Origin of the sequence: Streptomyces inhibens (genome assembly GCF_022221585.1) — a bacterium.
GTDB classification, from domain to species: domain Bacteria; phylum Actinomycetota; class Actinomycetes; order Streptomycetales; family Streptomycetaceae; genus Streptomyces; species Streptomyces inhibens.
The window spans coordinates 9511490-9525669 of sequence record NZ_CP084681.1; the positions used below are offsets into that span (position 1 = coordinate 9511490).

Sequence of the window (14180 nt, forward strand, 5' to 3'; positions counted from 1 at the left end):
AAGAAGGAAGAAGGAAGCACACCATGACCAACCCCTTCGAGAACCCCGAGAGCACGTACCTGGTGCTGGTCAACGACGAGGGTCAACACTCCCTCTGGCCGTCCTTCGTGGAGGTCCCGGCCGGATGGGAGGTCGCCCACGGGGAGGACTCCCGGGAGGCCTGCCTCGCCTATGTCGAGGAGCACTGGACCGACATGCGCCCGAAGAGCCTCGTCGAGGTCATGGACGGGGCCGGCGGGACTGGTTCCTGACCCGTCGGTGACTGGCACACCGGATCCTGGGGAGAACCGCTTTGCCGGCGTACCAGGAGCCCTCCATCGGCGGTGTCGAGGAGGTGGCGCTGGAGCCGGCGGCACAGGAGGCGGAACAGTTCCGCAAGCTCGCCGCTGAGATGGCCGACGGGCTGCCGCAGACGGGCCTGGTGCGTCCGGCGTTGTTCGACGATGGCCGGTCTGTCCTCGGAGCCGGGACTGCGCGGCGCGCCGACTCCGAGGGCGGCGCCGTCGCCGGTCGAATACAGCATGAAGGTTGCGTCGTTGTACGAGGGCGGTGTTCGAGGGCTGTCCGTGTCTGCCGATCCGTTCCCGCAAGCCACTGCGGGACACCGGGCAGCGCCTCTCTTGAGCGGGGCAGGGCCGCTACTCGCGTTGGAGCAACTGCGCGAAGCGCCGCTCCCAGGCGTCCTGATTTCCCTTGGCTTCCTGAACGAACCGGCTCCGAGAGATCCCTTTGATCACCATGTCGTTGACCAGGGAGTACGGAAAGGCCATCGGCCGTACGACATCCAGGAACAGCACGGCACGGTCCTCATCGGTCCCGTTCCACGCCTCGTGTTCGTAGGTGTCGTCGAAGAACATCCCGGCCCCCTCCTGCCAGTGCGCCTCTTGTCCGCCGACGCGAATTCCGCAGGAGTCCTCGGGAGACGGGATCTTCAGTCCGAGGTGATAACGGACCACGCCCTTGTAGGGGCCGCGGTGCGGTGGCACGTGCTTGTGGGGGCCGAGGATCGAGAAGAAGGCCGTTTTCAGACCGGGGATGTGGGCCAGCAGTTCAGCTGTCCGCGGGCACCGCTCGCAGTTGGCGTCGAAACGCAACCCGTAACCGTAGAAGAAATAGGTCTTCCAGTGGTTGTCGTTGGTGATGTGGCGTTGGCCGGTCGAGATGTCCTGAAAATTGGGCAGCGCGTCGCGGTGCTTCAGCAGGGTGTCGAGTTCGGCTCTGATGTCACGCCAGTTGTCTTCGAGCCCTCGACTCCATGGGAACTCCGATTCCGAGATGAACGGGCTGTCATCGAAGCGGGAGTGGTGGACCATCTGCTTTTCGATCCACTTCACCAGCGCGGGAAGAACTCTCGGCACAACTACACCCCTGCGTCGTCGGTTCGGTTGCCGGTCTCAGGTGCGCGGCATCGCGAGCTCGGCCCGGCCGCCGGCGGGGACGACCGGACCGGACAATGCGGCTGTGCACCGGTTGAGTTCGTCAGGGGCGCAGCGGCCATCCTGGACGGTGACATATCCGACCGGTGCAATGGTGTGCACTCCCGCGACGAGCGGCAGCACTTCCCCCAGCCCCCGTGAAGTGATCGATGAGGGCGCGGTACCTGCTGCGGTGCCGGTCCGGAAGAAGCCCCGTTACCGGGTCGAGCGGCCCCTTGAAGGCCGCCGACGAAGATCAGAGGCTTGCTCCCGCCGGGGTGTAACGGCTCGTCGACGGAGGGCGAGAGCGATTCGCGCTGGCTCATCGGGAGGTCCTCTTCGTCGTGGAAGCTGTCGGTTGTGCCATGGGCGCCGATTCCCCTTCGCCGCAGGCGTGTTGACGACCCGGTGCCGCGCACGTGACGTCGGCCCTTCGGCGATCCCGAGACTCGCGACAGGGTTCTTCTGACCCCTGACCGAGATGTTGCACCCTCATTTGTTGGAAATTCACAAGCGGGTGAGTGGTGCAGCTCTGGCGCCTTCCGGGAAACGTCCCGCTTTCAGGTGCCCGGCGTTCCGCCCGGTGAAAAGGGGTTGAATGGCGGATTCCACATGCCTTCCCTCAAGTTTTATTGGTCATTACAGCAAGTGGCGGGTGGGCTGCCAGCTTCGGATGATCCGAAGTTCGTGTCAAGATCGTGATCCGGACGATCCTGGCCAGAATGCGCTGTCGGCGGTGCCGCCTCTGCGTCCAAGGGCGGTGCGCTTCACCGGTGGTGAACCACTGCTCTTCGCCGAGCTTCCGGAGCTTCCGGAAATCGTAAGACAGGCGACTGGGGACGGTGTGCGTATCTCCGTCCTCGCCAACGGGCACATTCTGTCAATATCAGTTCAACCGAGCCTCCGCTCTGGACGAGTACATGCCCTACCTCGATGACCGCACAGCCCCCGGCACCCCGCCTGGTGACCAGATGGATTCTCAGCCGCCCGGAATCGCTGACCGAGATCGAACAGCTCCGGCTCAAAGTCGTCCTGGCCAACTGCCCCGAGCCTGACGCTCTCACTGGCCACGTCCGGTCCTTCGCTCAGATGCTCACCGAGCGCCAGGGCGCGCGCCTGCCGAACTGGCTCGACTCGGTCAGACAGGATGACCTGCCCAGCCTCCACACGCTCGCCGCGGGCATCGACCGCGACCGGGACGCCTTTATCGCCCGCCTGACCCTGCCTTGGAACTCGGGCGTCGTCGAAGGACACGTCAACCGCATCAAGATGCTCAAACGCCAGATGTTCGGCCGCGCGGGCTTCGCCCTCCTGCGACAGCGAGTCCTGCTCGCGCCATGACGCGGGCTTGTCTGCTCAGAGGCCGAGCAGCACCGGTCCGGCTGGAACACCAGAGGCGATCAATGCCGTCAAACGAGTCGCAAGGTCGCGGGGGGAGAACAGGTCGGGACCGTCATAACTGGCGACTTCGCGCGGGTGCCACCACTTCAGACTGCTGATGTTCTCCGCGGCGAGCTCGTCGTCGGACAGCGTCCCGCGCGGATTGAACCTGGCAGTGCGCACGAGGAAAAAGTCGTTGACGACGCCGTCGAAGCCCGCGGCATGTCCCGGCGCCACGACCTCCTGGTGCCACACGTGCGGCGGATCGGTCCTGACCGCGAGGCCGACCTCTTCCTCCAGTTCGCGGCGCAGTGCGGCCAGCGGCGTCTCGTCCGGCTCGATCCCTCCGCCGGGAGCTGCCCACACCACCGTTCCTGCCGGCTCTGGAATCGCGAACCGGCAGAGAAGGATGCAGCCGTCCTCGTCAAGGATGATCGCGCGCACCGAATGACGCAGATTCACGGATGGCATCCGGACACGCCAACTGCCTGGTGCAAGGGTGATGGGATCGGACAGGTGGCCGAGCCGGTAGCTCACCGTCACTGGCCACAGAAGTTGAGCCAGAACCCGAGTCGTGACGTCAGTTGTTCACGCGGTCGACTTCGGCGACGTGACCGTGCGGCTGGCCGGCGAGCTCGTGACCTGCTGTCTCTTCTCCTTCCGCCTGTCCTACTCGGGCAAGGCCGTCCACCGGGTCTTCGCATCCTGCGGCCAGGAAGCCTTCTTCGAAGGGCAGGTGCACGCATTGCGCACGCTGGGCGGGATCCCACGGAGCAAGGTCCGTTACGACGATCTGAAGTCGGCAGTCGCCCAGGTGCTGGGGCTGAACCGGGCCAGGGTGGAGATTGTCCTGCACTGGGAGACGCCCAGCAGGGCGGCCGGGCTCCTTGTGGGCCCTCTCCGTCTTGAGCCCGTGAACGCCGCCGGAGTACGCATTCCAGCCTGCCGGGAGTATTCGGCCGCCGGCCGACCCGGGACACCTCTCATCGCGACCACTGCGCCGTCCGCCTTTCCGCTCCCGCCCAGCTGCCCACGGTGCTCAGTTGCTCAGGTGCGCCAGGAGGGTGGGGTGGTCGGCGAGGGCGCTCTGGAGCAGCTGTCGGGCGAAGGGGGCGTACTGGCCGCTGTCGGCAGCCGTCCAGTCGATCGGGCCGAACGGCGGCTCGGGGTCGTACTCGATGCACAGCTGGACCATGCGCGCGACCTCGTTGCCGGCGAGGCGGCCGACGAGATGCAGTGCCATGTCGATGCCGGCCGAGACCCCGGCGGCGGTGATGAAGTGCCCGTCCTCGGCCCAGCGCTGGGTGACCGGCGTCGCCCCGAAGCGGGCGAGCAAGTGGCGGTACATCCAGTGCGTGGTGGCCCGGCGGCCCTCCAGGAGCCCTGCCGCCGCGAGCAGCAGCGCGCCGGTGCACACCGAGCCGACGACCTGGGACCGCGCCGCGGTATCGCGCAGGTTCCGCAGCAGATTCTCGTCGGCCATCGCGGCAAGGGTGGGGACGAGGCCGCCGGGCACGATCACTGCGTACGGATCCGCTATCTCCTCGAAGGTGTGACTGGGCACCAGGGACAGCGGCGTGTCGCTTCCCATCGGCTCGATCCGCTCGCCGACCACGACGGTGCGGTAGCCGGGAACCAGATCAGCCAACGCTGCGAAGACCTGCAGCGGGCCGACGATGTCCAGGGGAGTGAGCCCCGGGTACAGCACGAAGGCGATGGTCTTCACCGGGGCCTCGGACGGCGCGGGCGAGGTTTCGGTCATGACAGGACTCCTGAATGTCGGTGGGTGGCCGGTTGCCGGCGGCGAGCTGCCGCCCTGACAACCCTCACCCACCGCCGCCACCGCAGAGGGAACCACCGGACTCTATGTCCGAAATTCTGGGATACCTGTCCTGCAGACGGATTCGATAGTGTCGTAGGCATGACGACAGCTGTCCGCCACCGTGTGGTGGTCGTGGCCTACGACGATGTGGAACTCGTGGAGATCGCCTGCGTGACCAGCGCCTTCGACGGGGCGAACCGCCTCGGTGCGAGTCCGCCCTACGAGGTCCGCCTGGTCACCCCACAGGGCCGCCCGGTGCGCTGCTCCTCAGGACTCGTCCTGGGCGCGCAGGCAGCGCTGGAGCGTACCCGCGGCCCGGTCGACACGCTGCTGGTCGTCGGCGGGCCGGGCCACGCCGCGGCGGCGCAGAACACCCGGCTGGTCGAGCATGTGCGCCGCCTGGCCGGGATCGGCCGCCGGGTCGCGTCGGTGTGCACGGGCGCGAGTGTGCTGGCGGCGACCGGGCTGCTCGACGGCCGGCGCGCCACGACCCACTGGGCGTACGCGCACGACCTCGCGCAGCGTCACCCGGCCGTCCACGTCGACGCCGCGCCGCTGTACCTGCGCGACGAGCACGTCTGCACATCGGCCGGGGTCACCGGAGCGCTCGACCTCACCCTCGCGTTCATCGAGGAGGACCACGGCCCGGCCCTCGCCCGGACGCTGGCCCGGATGATGGTGACCTACCTCCAACGACCGGGCAACCAGGCCCAGATCAGCATGTTCGTCGACGCACCGGCTCCGGAGCACCGGACCGTGCAACGGACCGTCGAGCACATCACCGAGCACCTCGGCAGCGACCTCAGCGCCACCGCGCTCGCCGCGTACGCGGGAGTCAGCGGACGTCATCTGGCCCGGCTGTTCCTCGACCAGCTCGGACAGACACCGGCCCAGTTCGTACGGGCCGCCCGAGCCGAGGCGGCCTCACAACTCCTCGTCTCCACAGCACTGCCGCTGGCTTCGATCGCGAGGCGCTGCGGGTTCAGCTCCGCCGAGACGATGAGGCAGGTGTTCCTGGACCACTACGGAACGACACCCAGCCAGCACCGCACCGTCCACAGCGCTCCCCGGGTTGCACCCACCGCGGGCAGCCCGATCCCCCCTGCGGGAGAGGCAGCACGCCACCCCGCCGTCGGCCGGCTTCAGGAGTAGTCCTACTCCTCGTCGTCCTCCTCCAGCGCGTCGTGCTCGCGCTCGTCGGCGGGCAGCGCCCGCAGCTTGTCGACGGCGGCGTCCAGGTAGCGGGTCGTCCACAGCACCACGGCGTTGAGCACCAGGCCGAGCGAGCCGAACTGGTCCTCCTGACCCGTCCGGTACGCCTGCATGATCTGCCCGCGCTTGCCGTGGCAGATGTCCCGGGCCAGCCTGTGCCTCGACTCCTGGACGGTCAGCTGCCGGTTCATCTGCCGCCGGTAGGTGGCGTCCACCGGGTCGACCACGCGCAGCAGGCGCAGGGTCTAGCCGATCCGCCCGTACTCCGCGAACGCCTGCCCCGGCGGAGTCGGCCGCCCCTCACGGTCGAACATCCGCAGCAGGTCGTACGCGCGGACCTGCCCGATCACCAGGGAGCCGGCCACCCGCAGCATGTCCGGCCAGTGCGTGATCACCTTGTTCAGGTTGACCTTGTCGCGGGCCAGCGCCTCCAGGGCTCCGTAGCCGCCGGTGGCGATGCCGGGCAGCTCCGCCCGCCAGAACCGCTGGTCGGCCAGGTCCTTGAAGCGTGGGGAGAAGTTGTAGGCGAGCATCTCGAACAGCCCGAACACCATGTCGGAGTACGAGGCGTTGTCGGTGGCGACCGTCTCCGGCTTCACCCCGGCATCCAGGTTCAGCGGAGCGTCCAGGAGGTGCAGGGCGTCACGCGGGGTGCCGGGCACCACCATCTGCCCGATGCCCGCAACCTGGTCCTTTACTGCGTTCAGCCACGTGATGCCGCGCTTGAAGTGGTAATACTTCGGCGAGGGACCGGTCTACCGCGACAACTGCGACTTCATCTGGAACAACGACCGCGACACCATCTACCTCCACAAGCCCGGCGGCAGCCTCGCTGTTTACGGAGCTGATGGCGGGGTGCCCTTCGGGCCGTCGGCATGCCCCGGCCCGCCGACGAGTCGACGTGATGTGGGCACTCCTGCGCGACAACAGGGTCTTCACCTCCGCCCCACCGATCGTGCAGGCGGCTTGACTCAGTCAGTGAAACTCCCTGCATGTCACCGGGGCGAAGTGGGCCGCGGCGGCCGCTCCGTACGGGCCTCCGGCCTCCGGCCTCCGGGCCCTCGTCCCGGCGGGTGTGCGCCACTGCGACCGTCGCGTCGACCTTATTCATCCCGCTTCGCGGTGCTCAGCCGCCCGAGGCATTGTGGCTCTGCGGCGCCGGGGATTGCAGGCTCCCGGCCCAGTCGCGGGCCGGGCAGCGCGCCCCGCCGAAGGGGACCGGTCACCGTCCGGGCGGGGTGGTGACGGCCTGCAATGACGTCCCCTTCGCACCTACTCCGTTGTGGCGAATGCCCTGCGGCCGAAGCGGCCCGCGCGCGGGCGGCGGACCTGTATCTCGGTGCCGCAGATGCACAGGTCGACGTCCTCGGCGTCGGCGGGCAACCTCAGCAACCCGATTTAACGCTCGTTCGACGGACCCCTCGCATACCGGGTCGCTCCACACGTCCATCGGCACGTAGCCGATGCGGCGTCCGTCCGCCCCCAGCAGCCGCCCCATCCGCTTCAGCGCCCGCAGTGTGACGGAGCGACGAGTGATCACCAGCTCCTGGCCCCGGCGCAGCATCAGCACCTCGAGCTGCTGAATGTCGGCCGCAGACCGCAGCCACGCAGTCACCGCCAGGTTCGCCGGACCGGCGAGCGCCGCCACCGAGCGGACCCCGGGCAGTACCACCAGCTCCCGCGCGGCGCACTCCAGCCGGTTCGCCGGGCACTGCGCGGTATAGAGCACCTGGACCGGCCACCCCGCGCTGTGCGCTGCGACCTCGCATCGGAAGGCGAGCGTTCCCTCCCGCATCATCCGGTGTACCTTCCGGCGGACTGTCGCAGCGCTGGCTTTCGTACGCTCCGCCAGCTGCGTCCAGGAGCAGCGGCCGTCCGGACCGAGCACCGACAGGATCCGCAGCTCTTCCGGACCAGGTGGCACCGTCCCGCCATGCGGCGCGGGGCTGATCGCGGTGAGCTGCCGCACCTGTTCCGCGTTGAGCGCGTCCAGCCGCCACTGTCGGCCGTCCGCGTACTCCCGGGTGACCGGGTGCACGGCGATTCGCTCCACACCGGGCAGCCGGTGCAAACGATCCGTGACGTACCGCGAGAGCACCCCCATGTCGCCGGCGCTCACCGTCAGTTGCAGGTCACCGCCGTTGTGCGTGAGGTCGACGGACACCACGTGCGGGTCGTGGACGAGAGCCTGCGCCACCGCGTCCACCGCTCCGCCCGCGCAGTCGACCTCCACCCGGGCGCGGCACAGTCCGTCGTGCCAGGCGGGGTAGTAGGCCATCAGCCATGCGCTGCCTTGCTCTTCCAGGCGCGCCCAGTGGCGGGCCACCGTCGTGTGGTCGACGCCCAGGACTTCGCCGAGTGTGTTCCAGGGCGCGCGCGGTGCCAGCTGCAGGGCGTGCACGATCGAGAGGTCCAGCTCGGTCAGATCCACGGACTTGTGCATGCGGGCCATTGTGCGTGACGTGATCGGGCGAATCGAGGGGTGTGCACGCCCGCAAGGGCATCATCGGGCGACGTCCTGGGCACCCGCGCAGCCGGCGAGTGCCCCCACACCGCGCCCGTACGCCCACGGACGCGGCCTCGCCCTGGAGGCACCCTTGCATCCCCATACACAGAGCCGGACCACCGAGGCCTTCACCACGCGGATCTTCACGGCTGACCGCGTGCACACCCTCGCCGCCGACGGCGCCGCCCTGCCCGCTTTCGCCACCGTCGGAGAGTGGATCGCCGCCGCCGGCACCGTCGAAGAGCTGCGCGCCCGCTTCCCCGAGGCCCCCGTGCACGACTTCGGCGACCGCACCGTCGTCCCCGGTTTCAATGACGCGCATCAGCACCCGACGACGATGGCGGAGGCGATGCTGCATGTGGACCTCTCCCCGGAACGGGTGCGTACCCGCGAGCAGCTGGTCGCCGCGTTGCGCGGCCGGGCCGCCGAGCTGCCCTCCGGAGCATGGCTGATCGGTGCCCGGTACGACCACGGCAAGACCACCGGCGGCACGGTGATCAAGCGCCAGGACCTGGACCGTATCTGTTCCGACCGCCCCGTGATGGTGACGCACATAGCCTCGCACTGGGCCGTGTTCAACTCCGCCGCGCTGCGTGCCGCGGGCCTCGACGACGACAGTGAGCCCCCGGCCGGCGGCGCCTACGGCCGCGACGCCGAGGGCAGACTCGACGGCGTCCTGTACGAGCAGGCCATGCTGCATCTGCGGAGCTCCCCGGCCCCAGGCCGCGACCCCGTCGTCCCGGTCAGCCCACTCGCCGACCGGATCGAGGCCCTGGGCCGCTACCAGCAGATGATGCACTCGGCAGGCATCACCTCGGTCGGGGACGCCGCCGTCACCAGCGAGGGATTGGATCTCCTGCAGGCCGCCGATGCAGCCGGTGCGCTCACCCTGCGGGTCAATGCCCTTCTGCTCTACACCGCGGTCCCAGGCATGGAGTCGATCGGGCTGCGCACCGGCCTCGGCGGCACCCGGCTGCGCATCGGCGGAGTCAAGGCCCTGGTCGACGGTGCGGTGGCGGGTGGCACCTGCCTGCTGGACGAGCCGTACGAGGGAACCTGTGAGCACGGCATCCAGGCGATGTCCGAGGCCGAGCTGCACGATGTCGTCCGGCGCGTGCACGGTTCCGGGGGGACGGTCTGCGTACACGCCAACGGCGACCGTGCGATCCGCCTGGTCCTCGACGCCGTCGAGGCAGCGCAGGCGGCCGATCCGCGCCCCGGCACCCGGCACCGGATCGAGCACTGCAGCCTCGTCGACGACACGATCCTGCGCCGGATCTCCGCGCTCGGGATGGTCACGGTGCCGTTCGGGAGCTACGTCGCCTTCCACGGCGACAAGCTCACAGGCTGGTACGGCGCCAAGCGGCTGGAGCGGATGTTCGCGCACCGCGACCTGCTGGACGCGGGCATTCCCACCGCGGGGTCGTCCGACTACCCCTGCGGGCCGTACGAGCCGCTCCTCGGGCTGCAGAGCTGCGTCACGCGGCAGACTGCGGACGGTACCGTGCTGGGCGGCAACCAGCGGATCACAGCGGCAGAGGCGCTCGCGCTGTACACCACGGGCGCCGCCTACGCGGCCGGCGAGGAGGCTGTGAAGGGGCGCCTGACGCCAGGCATGCTCGCCGACTTCACGGTCCTCGACGAGGACCCGCTGACGACCGCCCCGCAGCGACTGGCCGCCATCGGCGTGAGCGAGACGTGGGTTGGCGCCCAGCAGGTATGGCAGGCCTGACCGGGCCCGCAGCTGCCCGCCCCCGCTGCCCGGCCTTCACTGCCGGGCCGGCAGCCGCCGTCCCCATGCCCTTTGCCCACCCCGTCCTGTCGCCATCGCCATCGTCATCCGCACCGCCGCACGTCGTCCCGCCTCCGCCGGCCGCGAGGCGCACCCACCCGACCACGACCCGTACGAGGACACCATGACCGGCAAGATCGCAGGACCCCTGATCGGACTCGGCCTCCCCGCCACCGCTCTCCTGGTCGCGATGCCGCTGCTCGCCGACACTCCGGTGCGCGTCTTCGGCATACCCCTCCTGTTCTTCTGGATTTTCCTCTGGATCCCCCTCACCAGCCTGTGTCTGGGCACCTCCTGGTTCCTCTTCGACCGGCATCGGCCGGATCCGGACCACGACACCCCGCCGGCCCCGGCGCCAGCCCCCGCCGTTACCGCGGCCGCCGACTCCGCCGCATCCGCCATTGGAAAGGACCACTGATGGCCATCGCCGTCTTCTGCATCATCGTGGCCGCCTCACTGGTGATAGCCGTGGCCGCCCGCCGCGGCTCCGGTAAGGGCGACGTCTCGCACTTCCTCGTCGGCGGCCGCTCCTTCAACGGCGCGCTGCTCTTCTTCCTCTCCGTCGGCGAGGTCTACAGCATCGCCACGCTGCTCGGCTTCCCGGCGGGCATCTACTCCCAGGGAGCCGGTTACGGCGTCTGGTTCATCGGCTACATCCTGTTGGCGTACCCCATCGGTTACTACGTCGGCCCGCTGATGTGGCGGGCGGCCAAGCGGTACGACGCCATGACTGTCCCCGACGTCATGCGGGCCCGGTTCGGCAGCCGAGCCCTGGAGATCACGGTCGCCCTCGCCACCGTCACCTTCCTGCTGACGTACGCCCAGTTCCAGTTCGCCGGGCTGCACGCGGCGCTGGCTGCGCTGGGATTCCACCTCACGCCGGAGATCACCGTGGTGATCACCGTCGCCATCTCCCTGGTGTACGTGACGCTGACCGGCATCAAGGCACCCGCCATGGTGTCGGTGCTCAAGGACATCGCTCTGATCGTGGCCGTGGGGCTCGTCGGACTGTTCGCCGTCTCCGGCCTGAGCGAGTCCGGTGCCGGGCCCGGTGCCCTGTTCGACGCCGCCCGCGAGGCCGGCTCGCCCGCGACGCTCACAGGTGAACCGTTGGTCCACGCCCTGACCACCATGGTGGTGCAGTCCCTGGGCTTCTACCTGGGCACGATGGGTCTGGCGTTCGTCGTCGCGGGACGCTCCGAGCGGACCGTCCGCCGCACCATCGTCGTCCAGCCGCTGTACATGCTGATGTACCCGCTGCTGGTCTTCGCGTCCTACTACAGCCTCGCGCATCTGAAGCTGGCCGATCCCAACCATGCCTTCCCCGCCGCCGCCCAGGCCACCGGAGCCGACTGGCTGGTCGGGCTCGCCGCGGGCGCCGCCGCCCTCACCGGACTGCTCAGCGTCTCCGTGCTGGCGCTCGGCTTCGGCGGCGTCCTGTCCCGGAACCTGCTGCCCGCCGCCGACCCCGCCCGGCAGCGCCGCTGGGTCTCCGCCAGCACGGCCGGCTACCTGGTCGTCTCCGCCGTGCTCGCGGTCACGGTGCAGGGGCTCATGCTCGACGTCCTCGCCTTCGCCTACGTCATCGGCTCGCAGGTGGTCCCTGCCTGGCTGGTGACGCTCTTCTCCCGGCGCATCACCGCCCCTGCGGTCCTCACGGGCCTCGTCGTGGGGCTCGCGGTCGGCGTGGCACTGCAGGCGTCCGGACACCCGGTGGTGCACGGAGTCAACGGCGGTCTGATCGCCCTCGGCGTCAACCTCGCCATCACCTTCGGCAGCGGGCTGTTCCTCGCCAGACGCACCCCCGCCCCCGCAGCCGAGCCCGCCGTGACCTGACGGCGGAGTGCCCGACCCTGTCCACCGGGAACTCGGGTTCCGTCCCGGACCGATCGGCGGTCGATGCGCCCAGCCCCAACAGCCTGCCGGCAGCAGTCGGCAGGGCGAGGTTCGGGACGGTTCCCGTGTTCGGCGCCACCGGCGAAACCGAGTCCGTCTGATGGATGGCCGTTGGCACGAGGAGGGGCGAGTGAATCAGCGGTGTGACCGGTTGTGGGCCGGTATCGACGCGGGCAAGGGCCACCACTGTGCCGCGGTGGTCGACGAGACGGGCGCGCCCCTGTGGTCGAAGAAGAGCGGCAATGGCGAGTCCGCGATCCTGGCCGCGATCGGCGAGATCCTGGATCTTGCCGACGAGGTCAGTTGGGCCGTGGACATCTCCGGCACCGCTTCCGCGCTGCTGCCGGCTCTGCTCGCCGCCCACGGCCAGAAGCCCGTCTACGCGCCGGGCAGAACGGTCAAGCGCATGGCCGGTGCCTACCGGGGTGAGGCCAAGGCCGACGCCCGTGACGCCTACGTCATCGCCGAAACCGCCCGCCACCGGCGGGACTTCACCACCATCGAGGTGCCGGCCCAGCTTGCCGCCGACCTGGCCCTTCTGACCGCCCACCGATCCGATCTGACCGCCCACCGATCCGATCTGGTCGCCGACCGCGTCCGGATGATCAACCGGCTGCGGGACGTGCTGACCGGCGTCTTCCCCCTCGCTGGAGCGGCGTCTTCCCTTCGCTGGAGCGGCCGCCCCGGTGAAGTGCACCCCCGGCGCCCCGGTCTGCTCGGCGACGGTGCCGAGCACGGCCCGTTTGATGGAGGCGGTGACCACATAGGCATTGGAGTGCGTCGGTGATGGGTAGGGCTGTCAGGTCGTCCAGCCCTGCGTAGTACACCGTCTCGGCGGTACCGGGCACCGTATGGTGCACCAGGCCCGGCACCGTGGCCGCGGTGCGGTGTGCGTACGCGAGGTCGTCGTCGCGCAGGCGTTCGTCGGCGTATGTCACCGCGTTCACCGGGCGTGCTGGGCGGCCAGGCACGCGAGTGTGGTGGAGTCCAGACCCGCCAGGTCCGCGCTCACGGGCCGGTCGTCGATGCGGGCGGCGACTCTTCTGGTGGCAGTTCGCCGCCGGCGCGGGCGACACCGGCGCCCGCGCCGCCTGCCGCCTGTATCTGCACCACATGGCCTTGGGGGAGGCGGGACAAGCGCGCCTCTGGTACGACCAAGCCGGCCTGGAGGTCCACATCCCCCGCGCTCCCGAATGGGCCGACCGACGGGACCTGATGGCGGCCCTGTGGATCCTGGAATTCCTGCGCGACGACGATGCGGACTTCTCTGCCGCCGCCACCGCGGTGATCGCCTACGTACCGCATGCCCTCGGCTTCGTCGACGTTGTTGAACTGCCGCTGCCCGATGCCGACTTCGCCACCCGCATCGAAGAACTCACCGCGTGCAACTGAACCGGGCTGGGCGCCGTCATGGCCCCTGCCGCAGCCACCAAGCGGCGCGAAGGGTACGCCAACGCCCTAACCGCCGACGCTTCCTGGCGATGCGCTCTGCGGGGCGTGCCGGGAATGGGAGGAGACCGAGGCTCTGCTGGACCGCCGCCCACCACGGAGTCGCCTGCGAGACGCCGGGGCCGGCTCATACACGGCAGACCGCGCGCAACCGACGGCAAACCGCATCCCAGGGAGGTTCCTCGTCCAGTTGCTGCGTACGGCTGGGTAGCTGGCAATGGACATGCTCGTTCACCAGGTATGAGCCCTTCCTTGCTGTCCCAGCGTGATGCCGCACTCGCGTGCGGGGGTGAGCCGGTCCACCATCCGCCGCCGACGGGAGGAGGGGAGCTTCCCCAACGCCGTGCTGGATCGGGAACACGGCTGGCAGATCCCGACGGACGATCTGCGAGCAGCCGGGCTACTGAATTCGCCGGCAGCTCCCGCAGGGCAAATCGAGGCGGAAGCAGTGAGGCCCGACAGCCAAGACACCTCGGCGTTGGAGCGACAACTGGTCGAGGAACGTCACAGCCGTGAGCTGGCACAGGCAGAAGCCAGTCGGCTTCGCGTGCTGCTCGACCTCCAGAACCAGCACCTGACAGCCCTCCGGCGCGCTCTACATGTCCTGACCGCCGCCCCTCTCGCAGCCGGTGATCGGCAAGATGAAGCGCAGGCCGGAATCACTTGGCAGGAGATGGATGCGGTCGGCGTTGTGCGCCCACGGGGCTC

General features: G+C 69.3%; 11 protein-coding genes and 3 pseudogenes. 8 read left to right on the forward strand and 6 right to left on the reverse strand.

Translation table 11 applies throughout. The annotated features are described in order from the left end of the window. Positions 1–23: 23 nt before the first annotated feature. Positions 24–251: an MbtH family protein gene (locus KI385_RS42780; RefSeq protein WP_238577373.1), complete on the forward strand. Its 228-nt coding sequence runs from the start codon at positions 24–26 to the stop codon at positions 249–251. Positions 252–638: 387 nt separating this feature from the next. Here KI385_RS42780 and KI385_RS42785 read toward each other — a convergent pair whose 3' ends face one another. After that, positions 639–1358 (reverse strand): aspartyl/asparaginyl beta-hydroxylase domain-containing protein, encoded by a 720-nt coding sequence (locus KI385_RS42785; protein ID WP_238577374.1) that lies wholly within the window; start codon positions 1356–1358, stop codon positions 639–641. Between the two features lie 993 nt (positions 1359–2351). Between KI385_RS42785 and KI385_RS42790 the strand changes: the two are divergent. Further along, positions 2352–2756: pseudogene (locus KI385_RS42790) on the forward strand (ISL3 family transposase); the annotation flags it as partial. Positions 2757–2771: 15 nt separating this feature from the next. On the opposite strand, the gene KI385_RS42795 reads toward KI385_RS42790, so the two are convergent. The 3 genes from KI385_RS42795 to KI385_RS42805 form a co-directional block, all read right to left on the reverse strand. Continuing rightward, complete coding sequence (locus KI385_RS42795; protein ID WP_238577375.1) at positions 2772–3338, reverse strand: NUDIX hydrolase; 567 nt, start codon at positions 3336–3338, stop codon at positions 2772–2774. Between the two features lie 37 nt (positions 3339–3375). Then, entirely contained in the window at positions 3376–3537 is a 162-nt protein-coding gene (locus KI385_RS42800) for a hypothetical protein (RefSeq protein ID WP_238577376.1), read from the reverse strand. 297 nt (positions 3538–3834) lie between these two features. Next, a complete protein-coding gene (locus KI385_RS42805; RefSeq protein WP_238577377.1) occupies positions 3835–4557 on the reverse strand; it encodes a DJ-1/PfpI family protein in 723 nt (240 codons plus the stop codon). 159 nt (positions 4558–4716) lie between these two features. Between KI385_RS42805 and KI385_RS42810 the strand changes: the two genes are divergently transcribed. Further along, a complete protein-coding gene (locus tag KI385_RS42810; protein WP_238577378.1) occupies positions 4717–5769 on the forward strand; it encodes a GlxA family transcriptional regulator in 1053 nt (350 codons plus the stop codon). A gap of 29 nt (positions 5770–5798) precedes the next feature. Here KI385_RS42810 and KI385_RS42815 read toward each other — a convergent pair. Both KI385_RS42815 and KI385_RS42825 read right to left on the reverse strand, forming a co-directional pair. After that, positions 5799–6645 (reverse strand): annotated as a pseudogene (locus tag KI385_RS42815) (Tn3 family transposase); the annotation flags it as partial. Between the two features lie 406 nt (positions 6646–7051). Continuing rightward, positions 7052–8272 carry an Lrp/AsnC family transcriptional regulator gene (locus KI385_RS42825; protein WP_238577379.1) on the reverse strand — a complete coding sequence of 407 codons (1221 nt, stop codon included), beginning with the start codon at positions 8270–8272 and terminating at the stop codon, positions 7052–7054. Between the two features lie 154 nt (positions 8273–8426). Here KI385_RS42825 and KI385_RS42830 point away from each other — a divergent pair, with 154 nt between their 5' ends. The 5 genes and pseudogenes from KI385_RS42830 (at position 8427) to KI385_RS42850 (ending at position 13415) form a co-directional block, all read left to right on the forward strand. After that, complete coding sequence (locus KI385_RS42830; protein WP_238577380.1) at positions 8427–10067, forward strand: amidohydrolase; 1641 nt, start codon at positions 8427–8429, stop codon at positions 10065–10067. A gap of 184 nt (positions 10068–10251) precedes the next feature. Beyond that, positions 10252–10545 carry a DUF3311 domain-containing protein gene (locus KI385_RS42835; RefSeq protein WP_238577381.1) on the forward strand — a complete coding sequence of 98 codons (294 nt, stop codon included), beginning with the start codon at positions 10252–10254 and terminating at the stop codon, positions 10543–10545. Next, positions 10545–11963 carry a sodium:solute symporter family protein gene (locus KI385_RS42840; protein WP_238577382.1) on the forward strand — a complete coding sequence of 473 codons (1419 nt, stop codon included), beginning with the start codon at positions 10545–10547 and terminating at the stop codon, positions 11961–11963. Before KI385_RS42835 ends, KI385_RS42840 begins: the two co-directional genes overlap by 1 nt. A 160-nt stretch (positions 11964–12123) precedes the next feature. Continuing rightward, positions 12124–12666 (forward strand): annotated as a pseudogene (locus tag KI385_RS42845) (IS110 family transposase); the annotation flags it as partial. A gap of 470 nt (positions 12667–13136) precedes the next feature. Continuing rightward, a complete protein-coding gene (locus KI385_RS42850; RefSeq protein WP_238577383.1) occupies positions 13137–13415 on the forward strand; it encodes a hypothetical protein in 279 nt (92 codons plus the stop codon). The last annotated feature ends 765 nt before the right edge of the window (positions 13416–14180 follow it).

What these genes read in the sequence shown, in the direction of transcription:
- KI385_RS42780 (WP_238577373.1), top strand. Translation starts at nt 24, where the DNA reads ATGACCAACCCCTTCGAGAACCCCGAGAGCACGTACCTGGTGCTGGTC.
- KI385_RS42840 (WP_238577382.1), top strand. Translation starts at nt 10,545, where the DNA reads ATGGCCATCGCCGTCTTCTGCATCATCGTGGCCGCCTCACTGGTGATA.
- KI385_RS42850 (WP_238577383.1), top strand. Translation starts at nt 13,137, where the DNA reads ATGGCCTTGGGGGAGGCGGGACAAGCGCGCCTCTGGTACGACCAAGCC.
- KI385_RS42825 (WP_238577379.1), bottom strand. Translation starts at nt 8,272, where the DNA reads ATGCACAAGTCCGTGGATCTGACCGAGCTGGACCTCTCGATCGTGCAC.
- KI385_RS42835 (WP_238577381.1), top strand. Translation starts at nt 10,252, where the DNA reads ATGACCGGCAAGATCGCAGGACCCCTGATCGGACTCGGCCTCCCCGCC.
- KI385_RS42810 (WP_238577378.1), top strand. Translation starts at nt 4,717, where the DNA reads ATGACGACAGCTGTCCGCCACCGTGTGGTGGTCGTGGCCTACGACGAT.
- KI385_RS42805 (WP_238577377.1), bottom strand. Translation starts at nt 4,557, where the DNA reads ATGACCGAAACCTCGCCCGCGCCGTCCGAGGCCCCGGTGAAGACCATC.